We start from the raw sequence: 14032 nt of genomic DNA, 5'->3' as shown, positions 1-14032 counted from the left end.
CCGCAGCCAAAGCGTGACGTCCCCACCGCGCTTTCCGTTCTCGATATCCGAAAGATAGTTCTGGGTCACGCCCACGGAGGCAGCGAGAACGGCCTGGGTCTGCTTGCGGTATCTGCGCTAAAAAGCGAGCGGAGAGACCGCGCCGACAAGTGCTCGTGCTTCATCGGGCGTAAGACCGGGAAGCTGCCCGGCACGAAACCCGCCAAGCGCCTGCGCATGCTCCAGCGATTCACGAAGGGCTTCCAGTTCGCTGCGAGGCAGGAGGGCCAGTTCCTCGCCACCTGGCGTCGTGACATAGGCGACGTTGTTCATCCCGGCATTTCCTTCAATCATATACCGATCCACGCGGTCCGATCTTGGTCACGATGATCTCTTGATCCGTCTCTTCGAAGATCACGCGATAGAAGGCGACCCTTGCGGGCCGCCTGCTATCGAAAGGCCGGCGACATGCCGGCTATCGTAGATGATTACTGCGCGGCAAGCGCGCCGAAGATGACGCCGGAGAGGATGCCGACCAGCACATAGTCATTGCCGACGCGGATCCATTCCTGGCCGCGGCCGGGACGATGCAGTCCATAGCGGCCATAATCGCGGATCGGCTGGTGCTGCCTCCAGCCGGAATATTTCTGGCCGTTGCGCCAGTGGTTCCGCTTCACGATCACCTTCTTCTGGACGAACCGCTTCTGGATGACGCGCTTCTTGACATCCCGGTTGGAGGGCTTCTGCCAGTCGACCTTGGCGTAGTTCGACTGCGGCGCCACTGGCGCGTTCATCGGCGCTGCCTGGCCGGTGAGCGAGGTGGCGGCCAGCATCGAGAAAGCGAGAGCGGAAAGGACAATGCGTTTCATCAGAAGTCTCCTTGGTTGTCGATGCCAGGGGAATAGCGGCCAAGGGATGAACCGAAACTGAACGCCGGCATTACAATTATGTAACGAATTCGGACGGTTAATCCAAAGATTTGAACATCGTCGCAAAGACGGGCGCCAAAAGCGTCGCAGGTCCGGCCGAATCCACTGCTTAGGCCCATGCAACCATTTGCGGGCCCGTCCATTTTCCGACACCGGCTGTCGCCTCGCGGCGGCCCTTGAAATCGACAAATTTTTATTAACCGGCTAAAATATTCCGGCTATATTCCAAGGCTGCCATGACCATGATTCGTGCCCTCGTCTTCGCCCCCTGTCGCCATGCTGCCCGAAGCGCGCGCCATGCCCGCGCGCAGGCGCGGCGATGAGCGGCTCGGTCGTCCTTCTGCATCTGGCCGGCGCGGTCGCGCTGATGCTGTTTGCCACCCGCATGGTCAAGACCGGCGTCGAACGCGCCTATGGCGACGTGCTGCGTCATCGTCTGCGCGCCACCATGCGCAATCCGATCATGGCGGTGCTGGCCGGCACCGGCCTTGCGATCGCGCTGCAAAGCTCGACCGCCGTCACCTTGCTGGTCGGCTCCTTCGCCGGTTCCGGCATCGTTTCGGGCGCCGCCGGCCAGTTGGCCGTGCGTGGCGCCGAGATCGGCTCGGCTCTGGTGGTCAAGCTGCTGACCTTCGATCTCACGCTGCTGGTGCCGCTCTGCCTGACATCAGGCACGGTGATGTTCATGGCCACCGAGCGGCGCGACTGGCGCCAGATCGGCCGCATCCTGGTCGGCATCGGCCTCTTGATCCTGTCCCTCGAAATGATCGGCCAGGCGTCCGAGCCGCTGCGCAACAGCCAGTTGCTGCCGGTCATCCTCAATTACTTCTCCACCGATTCCATTACCGCCTACCTGCTGGCGGCAATGATCACCTGGCTGTTCCAGTCGAGCATCGCGGCGGTGCTGTTGATGGCCACGCTGGCCGGCCGCGGTCTGATCAGCCCCGAACTCGGCCTCGTCCTCATCCTTGGGGTCAATCTCGGTTCATCGCTCATCGCGCCGATGCTGACACGCTCGGCCAGCCCCGAAGTCCGCGTCGTGCCGGTCGGCAACCTCCTGATGCGCGGGCTGGGCTCGCTGGTCATGCTGATCCTGTTCATGATCTTCCGGCCGCATGTCGCCTTCCTCGGCCCGACGGCGGCCGATCAGATCGTCAACGCCCATATCCTGTTCAACGTGATCATCCTGCTCGCCGGCCTGCCGCTGGCCGGTTTGGTCTACCGAGCCTCCGAAAGGATCGTGGCACTCGGAGCCAAGCCGGCGCCGGCCGCCACGCTCGACGTCGTCGAACTGTCGGCGCTCAACGAAAGCGCGCTCGATGTGCCGAGCCAGGCTCTGGCCAACGCCACACGCGAGGTGGTGCGGGTCTGCGAGACGGTCGAGATCATGCTCAAGCGTATCATCGAACTCTATGAGGACGCCGACTCGGACAAGATCAAGGCATTGGCGGCGCTCGACGACCGTGTCGATCGCAGGCACGCGGCCATAAAGCTCTACCTCGCCAAGGTCACGAGGAACCCGATGACCGAAGACGAGGCGCTGCGCTGCCAGGAGCTGATCGGCGCCTGCGTCAAGCTCGAGCAGGTCGGCGACATCGTCGTGCGCAACATGCTGGTCCATGTGAAGAAGAAATTCGAACGCGGGCTGGAATTCACCGACGAAGGCTGGAGCGAATTGTGCGCCTTCCACGCCTCAGTGCTGGCCAATGCCCGGCTTGCCTTCAACGTGCTGGTCTCGCGCGATGCCGAAACCGCACGCCAGCTGGTGCTGGAGAAGGACCAGCTGCGCGACCGCGAAAAAGAAACCAGCGCCAGCCATTTCCTGCGGCTGCGCGAAGGCACCGCCAAAAGCGTGGAAACCAGTTCGATCCACCTCGATACCATCCGCGACCTGAAGCAGATCAACTCGCTGCTGGCCTCGATGGCCTATCCCGTGCTGGAAGAGCGCGGCCTGCTCACGGGGTCACGGCTGAAGGCCAGCTAGGCGACAACGATTCGCCGCGGCGGCATGCACCTTGGCAACAAGGGGTAGGCATTCCAGCCGTGAACGGCCAAATTAGTCTTTGCTTAACCGCCCATCCGTCGGCTAAGAATCCGTTTCCACCGGGAGGAAATCGATGGAAACCCATTCGCGCAGTTTCGCCAAGGCGCTTTCCTGGCGGGTGACCGGCACCATCGATACGATGATCATCTCGCTGGTGGTGACCGGAAGCGTCAAGATTGCGGCCGCCATCGGTGTAACGGAGGTCTTCACCAAGTCGCTGCTTTATTATTTTCACGAGCGGGCATGGCTGAAGGTTCCTTACGGACGTAAGTCCGTGACCTGACGGGACCGGTGCCCAACGGATCTGGTCAAGAAAAGCTAAAGCGACCGTGACAATTTCTGGATTGCCTGCCCGGGCTATCCATGGTTTGAGCCCTGTATTTCGGGGGTTTCTGCTCATGTCGCTGCCGCTCATCGCCCTGTTCATCGCCGCCTTCGCTTTCGGCACCACCGAATTCGTCATCGCCGGCGTGCTGCCGCAGGTGGCGCAAGGGCTTGGCGTTTCGGTTCCCTCCGCCGGCTATCTCGTCTCCGGCTATGCCTGCGGCATCGCCATCGGCGGCCCGCTGCTGGCGCTCGCCACCAAGTCCTTGCCGCGCAAGACCTTGCTGCTCGGCCTCGCCGTCGCATTCACCCTGGGCCAGGCGGCCTGCGCGCTGGCGCCCGACTTCACCTCGATGCTGTTGCTGCGCATTGCCGTGGCAGTCGCGCATGGCGCCTATTTCGGCGTCGCCATGGTGGTCGCCGTCGGCCTGGTGCGCGAGGATCAGCGTGGCATGGCGGTCGCCGTCATCCTGTCGGGCCTCACCGTCTCCAACGTCATCGGCGTGCCGGCCGGCACCGCCATTGGCAACATCTGGGGCTGGCGCGCGACCTTCTGGGTGATGGGCGCGCTGGGCGTGGCGGCAACTCTGGCCATGGCGGCCCTGTTGCCGCGCACGACCGGGTATCAGTCCAAGGCGGCGAGCCTAGCCAGCGAGGTCCGCGTGCTGGCGCGCCAGCAGGTCTGGACCTCGCTGATCCTGATGCTGATGCTGATGCTCGGCCAGTTCTGCCTGTTCACCTACATCACCCCGACGCTGCTGGAGGTGACAGGGCTCGACGAAAACCTGGTGCCCTGGGTGCTGCTGCTCAACGGCGTCGGCGCCACGCTTGGCGTCTTCCTCGGCGGCAAACTGTCGGACTGGAAACTGATGCCGTCGCTGATCACCATGCTCGCCCTGCAGGCGGTGACGCTGGCTGTCATCTATGCCGTCAGCCCCTACCCCGTGCCGATGGTTGTCGCGATCATCGTCTGGGGCGGTCTCAACTTCGCCATCGGCACCCCGATCCAGACCCGCATCCTGTCCTGGACGGCCGACGCCTCCGGCCTCGCCGCCTCGCTCATTCCGTCCGGCTTCAATATCGGCATCGCGCTGGCCGCGTCGCTCGGCGCCGCCATGCTCAATGCCGGCTACGGCTATCGCAGCCTGCCGGCTGTTGGCGCGTTTGCCATGCTGGTCGCCGTCATTGTGGCTGTCCTCTCCCATCTTTGGGAACGGCGCAGCGACATCAGCCCGCCGGTACCGGCCGCCGCCGAATAACATGGCAAGGACTGTCGCCGATTTCGGCCTGACCTGCGGCACCTTGCCGACGGGCACGCACAACGCGATCACCGACGTGCCTGGCGTGCGCGTCGGTCACTGCACGCTGCGCGACGGCGACATCAACACCGGCGTGACCGCGATCCTGCCGCATGGCGGAAACCTGTTCCGCACCAAGGTGATGGCGGCAAGCCATGTCATCAACGGCTTCGGCAAGACGGTCGGGCTGACGCAGGTGCAGGAACTCGGCACCATCGAGACGCCTGTTCTCTTGACCAACACGCTCTCGGTCGGCACCTGCGCCACGGCGCTGATCCGTGACGCCATCCGCCAGAACCCCGATATCGGCCGCACCACCGGAACGGTCAATCCGGTGGTCGGTGAATGCAATGACGGTGCGCTGAACGACATCCAGGCCCTGGCGATATCGGAGGAGCATGCCCTTGCCGCGTTGGCGGACGCCCGTGAGGGCGCGGTCGAGCAGGGCAATGTCGGCGCCGGAACGGGAATGAGCTGCTTCGGCTTCAAGGGTGGCATAGGCTCGGCCTCCAGGAAAATTGCGCTTGGCGAGGGACATCATCTTGGCATTCTCGTCCTGTCGAATTTCGGCAGGCCCGGCGACCTCGTCCTGCCTGATGGACGCCGGCCCGACCCCAGGCGGCAGGCCGAGGCCGAACGCGGCTCGATCATGATCGTTCTGGTGACGGACGTGCCGCTCGAACACCGCCAGCTCGAGCGTGTGGCGCGCCGCACTGGGGCCGGCATCGCCAGGCTTGGCTCCTTCTGGGGCAATGGCAGCGGCGACATAGCCATTGCCTTCAGCACCGGCAACCCGGTCGACCACGATGAAACCCGCGATCTGGTGCCGCTGGTCGCGCTCAACGAAGCACGCATCGACATTCTCTTCCGGGCGGCGGCGGAAGCGACGCAGGAGGCGGTGCTGAATTCCATGCTGTCCGCCGAGGCTTTCACCAGCAGGGCCGGCACGCACCGCGCATCGCTCGCCGACTGGCTGCGCGACCACGCCGAAAGGCGATAGGTCTACAGCTCGATCCGGAACCGCAGGCTCTCCGCCCCTCCATAGGCAGCGTCCTCGACGAAGCGCTCGACGAGCTTGCCGCCATTGGCCAGGATCACCTTGTGCGAGGCCGGATTGCCCGGTTTGGCGGTGATCTCGACATAGGGTAGGCCCACCGCCCTCGCCTCGTCCAGCATCAGCCGCAACGCTTCGGTGGCGTAGCCGCGCTGCCGCTTCCACGGCACCACCGCGTAGCCGATGTGGCCAAGCACGTGCGGCGGCAGTTCCGCCGTGCCCTTCTGCCAGCGAAAGCCGATCGAGCCCGATGCCTCGCCGTCCCAGATCCAGCGGCGGAAGCCCGGCAGGCGCGGCACCTGCGTGCCGTCGGGCAAGGCGATGGGCGGCCCTTTGGCCTCGGGATCATCGAGGTCGGCGAGGAACGCCATGGGATTTTCTTCTATGGCCGCGAGCTGCTCGCGCGTCGCCTCCAGGAGCCGCACATTGTCCGGCGACCAGCCGCGCTCGAGCGCCGCCTTGTAGGACGTCAGATGTTCAAGCGCCGGTTTCACGATCTCGACCATGATCGATGCCTCCTGATAAACGAGGCAGGCATAACCTTCGACAGCAGGGCGCTCAAGCCGGCTGGAAGAGCAATCCGGGCGGATCGAAAATTGGGGACGTTTGCAGGCCTCCGCCCCAAGCCTTGGCCCAGCATGGCAGCTTATGGATGGTTGCGCGTCGGCCTGGTCTCTTCGCGCATACTTGCCGACGCGCTAAACAAGATGTGTTTCGCCTGATGACACCCCGCGTCTTATGATCGTCCTCTGGTGATTCCGCGGGGAATCACAAAGGGCTTCGGCAGGAGAATGGGTACGGTGCGGTTGAGATCTGTCCCGCTGGGTGTCGTCGTCACCCTCAGCCTTCTTGCCATCATCGTTGCCTTGACGGCATCGGCCCGGTCCTTTGCCGCGCCATCGGCCGTTCCGGCCTGGCTGGAGGTCCATGTCGGCAACGGCGATGGCCAGATCTCACAAGTCGTGCTGGAGCGGGCGCGCGCGCTTTACCTGAAGAAGGTGGCGCAGGGCGCCGTCCGGAACCCCTGCTACTTCGCCATGGATGCCACCCGTCCCGGCGATCTGGGCAATGGCGTGCTCGGGCGCCGCTACTATGTCGTATGCGAAGCCAGCCAGTCGTTTCGCGCGATTTCGTCGGGTCACGGCGGCGGCCGGAACCTGAAAGGCACCGTCGATTTTTCGAACGGCAGGCGCTGCGCGAAGAACTTCGGCAATGCCATCGATTCGGAACTGACCGCCGGCGGCGCCTACATGACCAGCGAAGCGAAGACCTCGTTCAAGGGCTTTTATCGCACTGGCGCGAAACAGGACGTGGCTTTCCAGCGCACCTTCATCCAGTTCGACGGCGAAGGCGAAGCCGCCAACGCAAGGCAGCGCGTGATCGGCGGCCACGCGGCACAGGTGCTGCGCGGCATGTGTATGCGCAAGACCCCGAACAGTTCCTATGCCGACCATGACGGCTTCGTGCCGTTCGGCAAACTGGTGGACTATGCCGGCGGCCGCAGCAATGGTTGCACCAGCTGGTCGCCGGCCGATGCCGGGCAACTCATCTCGATGGTGAAGGACAATCCGACGACGCTCTACATCTATCCGGAATCGCGCGATATCGCCTCCGTTGCCAGCGGCCATTCCGCTTCAGGCACCTACTGGAACGCATCGTGCCTGAAGGAAATCGGAAAGCCGAAATTCTGGCCGCGAAAAATGCTCGAGCCTGTCATCGCCCAGTACAAGAAGGATCATCCCGCACCACCTGCGCAGCCGCTGCCGATCTGCAAGGAGCCGTGAGACGTACCCACGGCCCTGCTCCGCCTCAGCGCAGGAAATCGAGCACGGCCTGCACGAACTCGGTGGGGTATTCCACGTTCGACAGGTGGACCGCGGGCAGCACGACAAGCTTCGCGCCGGGCACCGCGGCCGCGATCAGCTCGCTATGGCTCGCCGCCGTCACCGTGTCGTGCTCGCCGGCGATCACCAGTGTCGGCCGGGAGATCAGCGCCACCGTGCGGCGAAGGTCGGCGTCGCGAACCGCCGCGAACAGGCCGGCCAGGCCTTGCCGGTCGATCGCCAGCAGCATAGCGCGGAATTCCTCGATGACGGGTTCGTTGGCCGCCACCATGTCCGCGGGGAACCAGTTGTTGAGGAACACGTCGGCGGTTTCCGACATGTCCGGCGCCTGTCGCACGACGGCAATCCGCTCGTCGAAATAACTTGCCGGCCCGAGATGGGACGAGGTGTTGCTCAGGATCAGCCGGTCGATCCGTTCGGCCGCGTTGATGCCGAGCCACTGCCCGACGAAACCGCCCAGAGACAGGCCGAGGAAATGCACGCGCCCAAGGCCGAGCGCATCGATGAGTTCGATCACGTCGCGGCCAAGCCGGTCGAGTGAATAGGCGCCGACTGGCGTGCTCGACCCGCCATGGCCGCGAAAGTCGTAGCGCAGAACGCGGAAATGCCTGGACAATTCGCCGACCTGCCCATCCCACATATGCAGCGTGGTGGCGATCGAGTTGGACAGCACCAGCACAGGCTTCCCGGCATCGCCGTCGAAGCGATAGGCGATGCGCGTGCCGTCGCCGACAGTCACGAAATTCAGCTCACTCATGATGAAAAATCCTCCTGGAACGGTGAATAAGGCAAAGCGTAGCTGTGGCCGGGTTTTGGTGATATTACAAAGATAGGACAATCTCTGTAATCAAAGATGACATGGCCGAATTCACCTTGCACGACCTCCAGTGCTTCGACGCCGTGATCCGCACCGGCGGCTTTCAGCCGGCCGCGGCCATGCTCCACCGCTCGCATCCCGCGGTGTTCGCCGCTGTCGCCAGGCTCGAACGCCAGCTCGACCTCATCCTGCTGGATCGCAGCGGCTACCGCGTGCGTGCGACCGAAGCGGGCCTGTCGTTCCACCTTCGCGCGCAATCGATGCTGCGCGAACTGGAAGGCCTGCGCGTCCATGCCGCCCAGCTATCGATGGGCGAGGAAAGCGAAATCCACGTCGTGATCGGCGACATCTGCCCGCGCCCGCAGGTACTGGGCATGCTCGGGCGGTTCTTCGCCCAGTGCCCCGGCACCCGGCTGCATCTCCATTTCGAAGCCGTCGGCGGCCCGTGGGAGCGCCTTTTCGACGACAAGGCCGATCTCATCCTGCACTGGATCGACAAGGGTGATGCGCGGGTGGAATGGATCGACCTCAGCGAGGTGCCGTTCATTCCCGTGGTGGCGCCGGGCTTCCTGCCCGAGCGCATCGAACGACCGATCACACTGGAGAAGATGCAGGCGTTCACCCAATGCGTGATGCGCGACACCGCCCTGCATTCGCCACGACAGGACTATTTCGTGGTCGAGGGCGCGCCGCAATGCCTGGTCCCCGATCAAGCGATGAAGAAGGAGATTATCCTGCAAGCGCTCGGCTGGGGCCACCTGCCCCACTTCCTGATCGCGGAAGAGCTGCGCGGCGGACAGCTACTATCGATTGCCGGCAGTCATCTGCCGGGCCGCACCGATGAATTGGTGGTGGCGCGCCGCCGCGACCGGCCGCACGGGCCGATCTCCATCCGCCTGTGGGACCATATCCAGCAGGAAGCGCCGGCATTGCGCCGCGCGTTGCAGCCTCGGAAATCGGCCCAATAGCCAAGTCGCGGCTTGGCGTCGAGTGAGTGGCCGTGTTGGAAGCCGCTGACGCGACGGTAAAAGCCCTACTGCAGCAACCCCTTGACGATGCCGCTCGCCTTGCCGAAATCCATTTGGCCGGCATATTTCTGCTTCAGCGCGGCGATCACCTTGCCCATATCCTTCTGGCTGGCCGCACCGGTCGCGGCAATCGCCTCGCGCGCCGCCGCCGTGACTGCCGCATCGTCAAGCTGCGTCGGCAGGAAGCCACGGATGATCTCCATCTCGCCGCGTTCCTGCGCCGCCAGTTCCGGCCGCTTGCCGTCCTCGAATGCCTTGGCCGATTCCTCGCGCTGCTTCACCATCTTGGCCAGGATCTGCAGGATTTCCTCGTCGCTGGCGGGTTCCTTGCCAGCGCCGCGATTGGCGATGTCGCGGTCGTGGATGGCGGCCTGGATCAGCCGCAATGTCGGCAGCCGGTGCTTGTCCTGCGCCTTCATCGCGGTCTTCAGGGATTCGGCGATTTTCGCGCGCATTGCTCTCTCTCCTTCGGTCGGCGCGGACAATAGCGCCGGGGACAGGCCAACGCAAACCCTGATATGCCAGGGCAAGCCTATGATATTCCTCAATGAAATAAATCGCGACGGCATTTCGCATGATCATTGACCGCCCTGCTCCCTTCCCCTATGTACTGGGCCTTGCATGAACTGAAGCTTGGGTGCGTGGAGGCCGCGAATTCGCCGCTTCGCGCCGTTTGCCGCGCGAAGGCCCGCCGGGCTATGGAGGCGCGCGGCCTGATAGGAGTGCCGCCATGGCCGAGATGACGCCCGCCTGGGCCACTGAAAAGCCGACCGCCCTTCTGGTGCTGGCCGACGGTACCGTCATCGAGGGTCGCGGCCTCGGCGCCACCGGCTCCGCCGTCGCCGAAGTCTGCTTCAACACCGCACTCACCGGCTACCAGGAAATCCTCACCGACCCGTCCTATGCCGGCCAGATCGTCACCTTCACCTTCCCGCATATCGGCAACGTCGGCACCAATGGCGAGGACATCGAAGACCTCAACCCGGCCGCCCGCGCCGGCGCTGTCGGCGCCGTGTTCAAGGCCGATGTCACCAACCCGTCCAATTACCGCACCGCCGGCCACCTCGATCAGTGGCTGAAGAAGCGCGGCATCGTCGCGCTCTCGGGCATCGACACCCGCGCGCTCACCGCGCTGATCCGCGAAAAGGGCATGCCCAACGCCGTCATCGCGCATGCGCCGGATGGCGTCTTCGACCTCGACGATCTGAAGCGGCGCGCCGCCGCATGGTCGGGCCTGATCGGGCTCGATCTCGCCAAGGACGTCACCTCGGGCCAGTCCTCGGTCTGGCGCGAGACGCCATGGGTGTGGAACGAGGGCTTTGGCGAACAGGCCGAGCCTTCGCTGCATGTCGTCGCCATCGACTACGGCGTCAAGCGCAACATCTTGCGGCTGCTTGCCGGCCTCGGCGCCAAGGTCACCGTCGTTCCCGCCAAGACCGACGCGGAAGAAATTCTCGCCATGCAGCCCGACGGCATCTTCCTCTCCAACGGCCCCGGCGACCCGGAAGCCACGGGCGATTATGCCGTACCCGTGATCCAGGACCTGCTCAAGACCGACATTCCGGTGTTCGGCATCTGCCTTGGCCATCAGATGCTGGCGCTGGCGCTGGGCGGCAAGACCGCCAAGATGCACCAGGGCCATCATGGCGCCAACCATCCGGTGAAGGATCACACGACAGGCAAGGTCGAGATCGTCTCGATGAACCATGGCTTTGCCGTCGATGCCGACTCGCTGCCCGCGGGTGTCGAGGAAACCCATGTCTCGCTGTTCGACGGCTCGAACTGCGGCATCGCGCTGACCGGCCGTCCGGTGTTCTCGGTCCAGCATCACCCCGAGGCCTCGCCCGGCCCACAGGACTCGCATTATCTGTTCCGCCGCTTCGTCAACCTGATCCGCCACAAGCGCGGCGAGGAATTGCTGGTGGAGCGGGCCTGAGAGACCTCGCGCCGCCCCTCATCGGAAGTGAGCTTGCCGCAACCTCGGCGCTCTTCTTCCCCGCATCGCAAATCCCTCGACCTCACGCCCGGCCGGCCCTCACTTGCCTTCGGCTCATAGCTGGGCTCCATCTTCCACGACATTGTTCGTGACATTCATGACCGTCGCCGGTCTCGCCACCTTGGTGACGAAGACAATGACCGCCAGGACCAGGAAGCACGCACCGACCAGATAGGGCGCGCCGCCGAAGGTGACAGGCGCGCTTGGCCCGGTGAACCAGGAAAAGATCGCGGTATAGAGCAGCGGCGTGATGATTGAGGTGATCGAGAAGATCGAGGTCATCGCGCCTTGCAACTCGCCCTGTGCCGAAGGCGGCACCTTGGCGGCGGCGAGGCTTCTGAGCGGCGGATCGGCCAGAGCTTCCAGGCAGCCGACGACGATCACCGCGTAGACCATCCAGCCTTGCGAGGCGAAGGCATAGCCGAAGGCGCTGGCCGCCGTGAACGTCAGGCCGATGACCGCCGTTTTCCACTCGCCGAGCCTCGGGATGACGCGCGGCAGCACCGTGCCCATGACGATCGCGCCGCACAGGCCGAAAGCGCCGAGCGAGAAGCCGATCTGCTGCTCGCTCCAGCCATAGCGGTAATTGGAGACGAACGACCACACCGCCGGATACATCATATGGCCGAGCGTCATCAGGAAGAAGACCAGCCCGATCCAGCCGATACCCTGATACTGGCGCATCTGCAGGAGCGTGCCGACCGGATTGGCGCGTTTCCACTCGAAGCGGCGGCGATGCTTTTCATCGAGCGTTTCGGGCAGGAAGAACATCGCGATCAGGAAGTTCACGAAGGCCAGCCCGGCGGCGCAAAAGAACGGCACGCGCGGGCCGAATGTGCCGAGCAGGCCGCCCAGCACCGGCCCGATGACGAAACCGACGCCGAACGCAATGCCGAGCAGGCCGAAATTCTTCGCCCGGTTCTCGTCGTTCGAAATGTCGGCGATGAAGGCCGACGTCGTCGAATAGCTGGCGCCCGAAATGCCGGCGAGCACACGCCCGATGAACAGCATCGGATAGGACCAGGCGATCGCGCAGATCAAATTGTCGATGGAGAAGGTCAGCACCGAAGCGAGCAGGATCGGCCGCCGCCCGAACCGGTCGCTCAGGCCGCCCATGATGGGCGCGAAAAAGAACTGCATGGCCGCATAGACGAAGAACAGCCAGCCGCCCTCGATCGCCGCTTCGCTGATGCCGACGCCGGTCAATTCCCTGAGAAAAGCCGGCAGCACCGGCATGATCATGCCGAAGCCGATAATGTCGAGCAGCAGCGTGGTGAAAACGAGCGCAAGGCCCCGCCTGGCGGTCTTGGGGTCGATCATGATGGGTCAAGCTCCTCTGGCCGCCCTGGGGCGCGGGCGGACGCACCTTATAGGCGAGCCGGCGAAAAGGAACAATGCGGGAACAGGCAGGAAGCTTTGATCCTGACACTCCCTGACGGCGTCTTGCCGCCAGGTCCTTATCCGAAAACGACTGCTTAGAGCGAACCACTCATCGTGTTGCAGTCCGACAGCTTGCCGCTCTTGTAGCCGCGCGTCAGCCAGGTCTGCCGCTGCTGCGAGGTGCCGTGGTTGAAGCTTTCCGGCACGACATAGCCCTGCATCTTCTTCTGCAGCGTATCGTCGCCGATCTGCTTGGCCGCGTTCAGCGCGCTTTCGAAGTCGCCCTGCTCCAATATGCCCTTTTGCCCGGTGTAATGCGCCCACACGCCGGCGAAGCAGTCGGCCTGCAGCTCGATGCGCACCGACAGCTGGTTGGCATCGGCTTCGCTCATGCCTTGGCGCATCTGGTTGAACTTACCCATGATACCGGTGAGGTTCTGCACGTGGTGACCGACCTCATGCGCGATGACGTAGGCACGGGCGAACTCGCCTGAAGCGCCGAACTGCTGGTCGAGCTGCTGGAAGAAGGTCATATCGAGATAGACCTTGTGGTCGCCCGGACAATAGAACGGTCCGGCCGCGGCGGAGGCAAAACCGCAGGCCGAGCGGACCTGGCCGGAAAACAGCACCAGCTTGGGGTCCTCATAGGTCAGGCCTTGCGACTTGAAGATGCCGGTCCAGGTGTCTTCCGTCTCGGCGAGCACGGTCGCCACGAACTGCTTCATCTCGTCATTGGCGGGGGTGCCGCCGCTGTCCTGGCTGCCGCTATTGTCTGATATCTGGCCGCCACCACCCGGCAGCAGGCCGCCGTCGCCGCCGCCCAGGATTGCCGAGGGATCGAAGCCGAAATACCAACCGGCCAGCACCACCAGAATGACGAGGAATATGCTGCCGCCGCCACCGGCGCGGCCACCGATCGGGATGCGGAACTGGCCGCCACCACCACCGATCCCGCCGCCGCCACCATCGCTGCGGTCGTCCTCGATATTGTCACTCTGACGACGGCCTCTCCAGAGCATGGCAATTCCTCGTGCTGCGAACTTCCCCATTGCTCCGGCGGGGCCGGCTCAACCCAACAAACAAGTATCGCAATGGTTGCTCCAAGTCACAGCATTTTTGTGGCCAGGCAGCGCCACATGGCCGCTTCACCGCACTGGCAGGGAGCGCGCAAGGCCTGTCGCATCGCCGGGCATTGGGAGGGGTGCCAGGCTTGAGGGAGATCAGGGGTTTCCTGTCGCTGCTGGTGGCGCTGGCCAGCGTGCGCGACACGGTCAAGCGCGAGATCGCCGAAGAGCCGAAGACCAGCGAAGGAAATTAGGCCGGTCCGGCGGTTCTATCA

At 64.1% G+C, this 14032-nt stretch carries 14 protein-coding genes; 7 read left to right on the top strand and 7 right to left on the bottom strand.

The window, feature by feature from the left end; all coding sequences use genetic code 11:
* Positions 1-117: 117 nt before the first annotated feature.
* Both FJ941_RS09915 and FJ941_RS09910 read right to left on the bottom strand, forming a co-directional pair.
* On the bottom strand, positions 118-312 hold the full coding sequence (locus FJ941_RS09915) for a hypothetical protein (protein WP_140505135.1): 195 nt from the start codon (positions 310-312) through the stop codon (positions 118-120).
* A gap of 155 nt (positions 313-467) precedes the next feature.
* Complete coding sequence (locus tag FJ941_RS09910; protein ID WP_140505133.1) at positions 468-848, bottom strand: RcnB family protein; 381 nt, start codon at positions 846-848, stop codon at positions 468-470.
* A 379-nt stretch (positions 849-1227) separates the two neighbouring features.
* Here FJ941_RS09910 and FJ941_RS09905 point away from each other — a divergent pair, with 379 nt between their 5' ends.
* From FJ941_RS09905 to FJ941_RS09890, 4 genes are all read left to right on the top strand, one after another.
* The gene (locus tag FJ941_RS09905) at positions 1228-2892 is read left to right on the top strand and encodes a Na/Pi cotransporter family protein (protein ID WP_140505131.1); all 1665 of its coding nucleotides are present in this window, start codon (positions 1228-1230) and stop codon (positions 2890-2892) included.
* Between the two features lie 133 nt (positions 2893-3025).
* On the top strand, positions 3026-3235 hold the full coding sequence (locus FJ941_RS09900) for a DUF2061 domain-containing protein (protein WP_027145762.1): 210 nt from the start codon (positions 3026-3028) through the stop codon (positions 3233-3235).
* A gap of 115 nt (positions 3236-3350) precedes the next feature.
* Complete coding sequence (locus tag FJ941_RS09895) at positions 3351-4535, top strand: MFS transporter (RefSeq protein ID WP_140505130.1); 1185 nt, start codon at positions 3351-3353, stop codon at positions 4533-4535.
* A gap of 1 nt (position 4536) precedes the next feature.
* Positions 4537-5574, top strand: a complete 1038-nt coding sequence (locus FJ941_RS09890; RefSeq protein WP_140505128.1) for a P1 family peptidase — start codon at positions 4537-4539, stop codon at positions 5572-5574.
* Between the two features lie 2 nt (positions 5575-5576).
* On the opposite strand, the gene FJ941_RS09885 is transcribed toward FJ941_RS09890, so the two are convergent.
* Positions 5577-6134, bottom strand: a complete 558-nt coding sequence (locus FJ941_RS09885) for a GNAT family N-acetyltransferase (RefSeq protein WP_140505126.1) — start codon at positions 6132-6134, stop codon at positions 5577-5579.
* A 294-nt stretch (positions 6135-6428) separates the two neighbouring features.
* Here FJ941_RS09885 and FJ941_RS09880 point away from each other — a divergent pair, with 294 nt between their 5' ends.
* Positions 6429-7412 carry a hypothetical protein gene (locus tag FJ941_RS09880; RefSeq protein ID WP_140505125.1) on the top strand — a complete coding sequence of 328 codons (984 nt, stop codon included), beginning with the start codon at positions 6429-6431 and terminating at the stop codon, positions 7410-7412.
* Between the two features lie 25 nt (positions 7413-7437).
* On the opposite strand, the gene FJ941_RS09875 is transcribed toward FJ941_RS09880, so the two are convergent.
* A complete protein-coding gene (locus FJ941_RS09875) occupies positions 7438-8229 on the bottom strand; it encodes an alpha/beta fold hydrolase (RefSeq protein WP_140505123.1) in 792 nt (263 codons plus the stop codon).
* A gap of 101 nt (positions 8230-8330) precedes the next feature.
* On the opposite strand from FJ941_RS09875, the gene FJ941_RS09870 reads away from it, so the two are divergent.
* Entirely contained in the window at positions 8331-9257 is a 927-nt protein-coding gene (locus FJ941_RS09870; protein WP_140505121.1) for a LysR family transcriptional regulator, read from the top strand.
* Between the two features lie 65 nt (positions 9258-9322).
* Here the strand turns inward: FJ941_RS09870 and FJ941_RS09865 are convergent, their stop codons facing one another.
* The gene (locus FJ941_RS09865) at positions 9323-9772 is read right to left on the bottom strand and encodes a GatB/YqeY domain-containing protein (protein ID WP_023781512.1); all 450 of its coding nucleotides are present in this window, start codon (positions 9770-9772) and stop codon (positions 9323-9325) included.
* Positions 9773-10047: 275 nt separating this feature from the next.
* Here FJ941_RS09865 and carA point away from each other — a divergent pair, with 275 nt between their 5' ends.
* On the top strand, positions 10048-11253 hold the full coding sequence (carA, locus tag FJ941_RS09860) for a glutamine-hydrolyzing carbamoyl-phosphate synthase small subunit (protein ID WP_140505119.1): 1206 nt from the start codon (positions 10048-10050) through the stop codon (positions 11251-11253).
* Positions 11254-11367: 114 nt separating this feature from the next.
* On the opposite strand, the gene FJ941_RS09855 is transcribed toward carA, so the two are convergent.
* Positions 11368-12633, bottom strand: coding sequence for a TCR/Tet family MFS transporter (locus FJ941_RS09855; RefSeq protein ID WP_140505117.1), 1266 nt, complete (start codon positions 12631-12633; stop codon positions 11368-11370).
* Positions 12634-12788: 155 nt separating this feature from the next.
* Entirely contained in the window at positions 12789-13712 is a 924-nt protein-coding gene (locus FJ941_RS09850) for a neutral zinc metallopeptidase (RefSeq protein ID WP_140505115.1), read from the bottom strand.
* Positions 13713-14032 lie beyond the last annotated feature (320 nt).

Source organism: Mesorhizobium sp. B2-3-13, assembly GCF_006442195.1.
Taxonomy (GTDB): Bacteria; Pseudomonadota; Alphaproteobacteria; order Rhizobiales; family Rhizobiaceae; genus Mesorhizobium; species Mesorhizobium salmacidum.
Note: the sequence above shows the minus strand (reverse complement) of the source record. Positions and strands in the feature narration are given on the sequence as shown.

Bases quoted from the DNA above. Each gene is read 5' to 3' on its own strand.
- FJ941_RS09865 (WP_023781512.1), bottom strand. From the start codon at position 9,772: ATGCGCGCGAAAATCGCCGAATCCCTGAAGACCGCGATGAAGGCGCAG.
- FJ941_RS09890 (WP_140505128.1), top strand. From the start codon at position 4,537: ATGGCAAGGACTGTCGCCGATTTCGGCCTGACCTGCGGCACCTTGCCG.
- FJ941_RS09905 (WP_140505131.1), top strand. From the start codon at position 1,228: ATGAGCGGCTCGGTCGTCCTTCTGCATCTGGCCGGCGCGGTCGCGCTG.
- FJ941_RS09900 (WP_027145762.1), top strand. From the start codon at position 3,026: ATGGAAACCCATTCGCGCAGTTTCGCCAAGGCGCTTTCCTGGCGGGTG.
- FJ941_RS09885 (WP_140505126.1), bottom strand. From the start codon at position 6,134: ATGGTCGAGATCGTGAAACCGGCGCTTGAACATCTGACGTCCTACAAG.
- FJ941_RS09855 (WP_140505117.1), bottom strand. From the start codon at position 12,633: ATGATCGACCCCAAGACCGCCAGGCGGGGCCTTGCGCTCGTTTTCACC.
- FJ941_RS09875 (WP_140505123.1), bottom strand. From the start codon at position 8,229: ATGAGTGAGCTGAATTTCGTGACTGTCGGCGACGGCACGCGCATCGCC.
- FJ941_RS09870 (WP_140505121.1), top strand. From the start codon at position 8,331: ATGGCCGAATTCACCTTGCACGACCTCCAGTGCTTCGACGCCGTGATC.
- FJ941_RS09895 (WP_140505130.1), top strand. From the start codon at position 3,351: ATGTCGCTGCCGCTCATCGCCCTGTTCATCGCCGCCTTCGCTTTCGGC.
- FJ941_RS09915 (WP_140505135.1), bottom strand. From the start codon at position 312: ATGAACAACGTCGCCTATGTCACGACGCCAGGTGGCGAGGAACTGGCC.
- FJ941_RS09850 (WP_140505115.1), bottom strand. From the start codon at position 13,712: ATGCTCTGGAGAGGCCGTCGTCAGAGTGACAATATCGAGGACGACCGC.
- carA (WP_140505119.1), top strand. From the start codon at position 10,048: ATGGCCGAGATGACGCCCGCCTGGGCCACTGAAAAGCCGACCGCCCTT.
- FJ941_RS09910 (WP_140505133.1), bottom strand. From the start codon at position 848: ATGAAACGCATTGTCCTTTCCGCTCTCGCTTTCTCGATGCTGGCCGCC.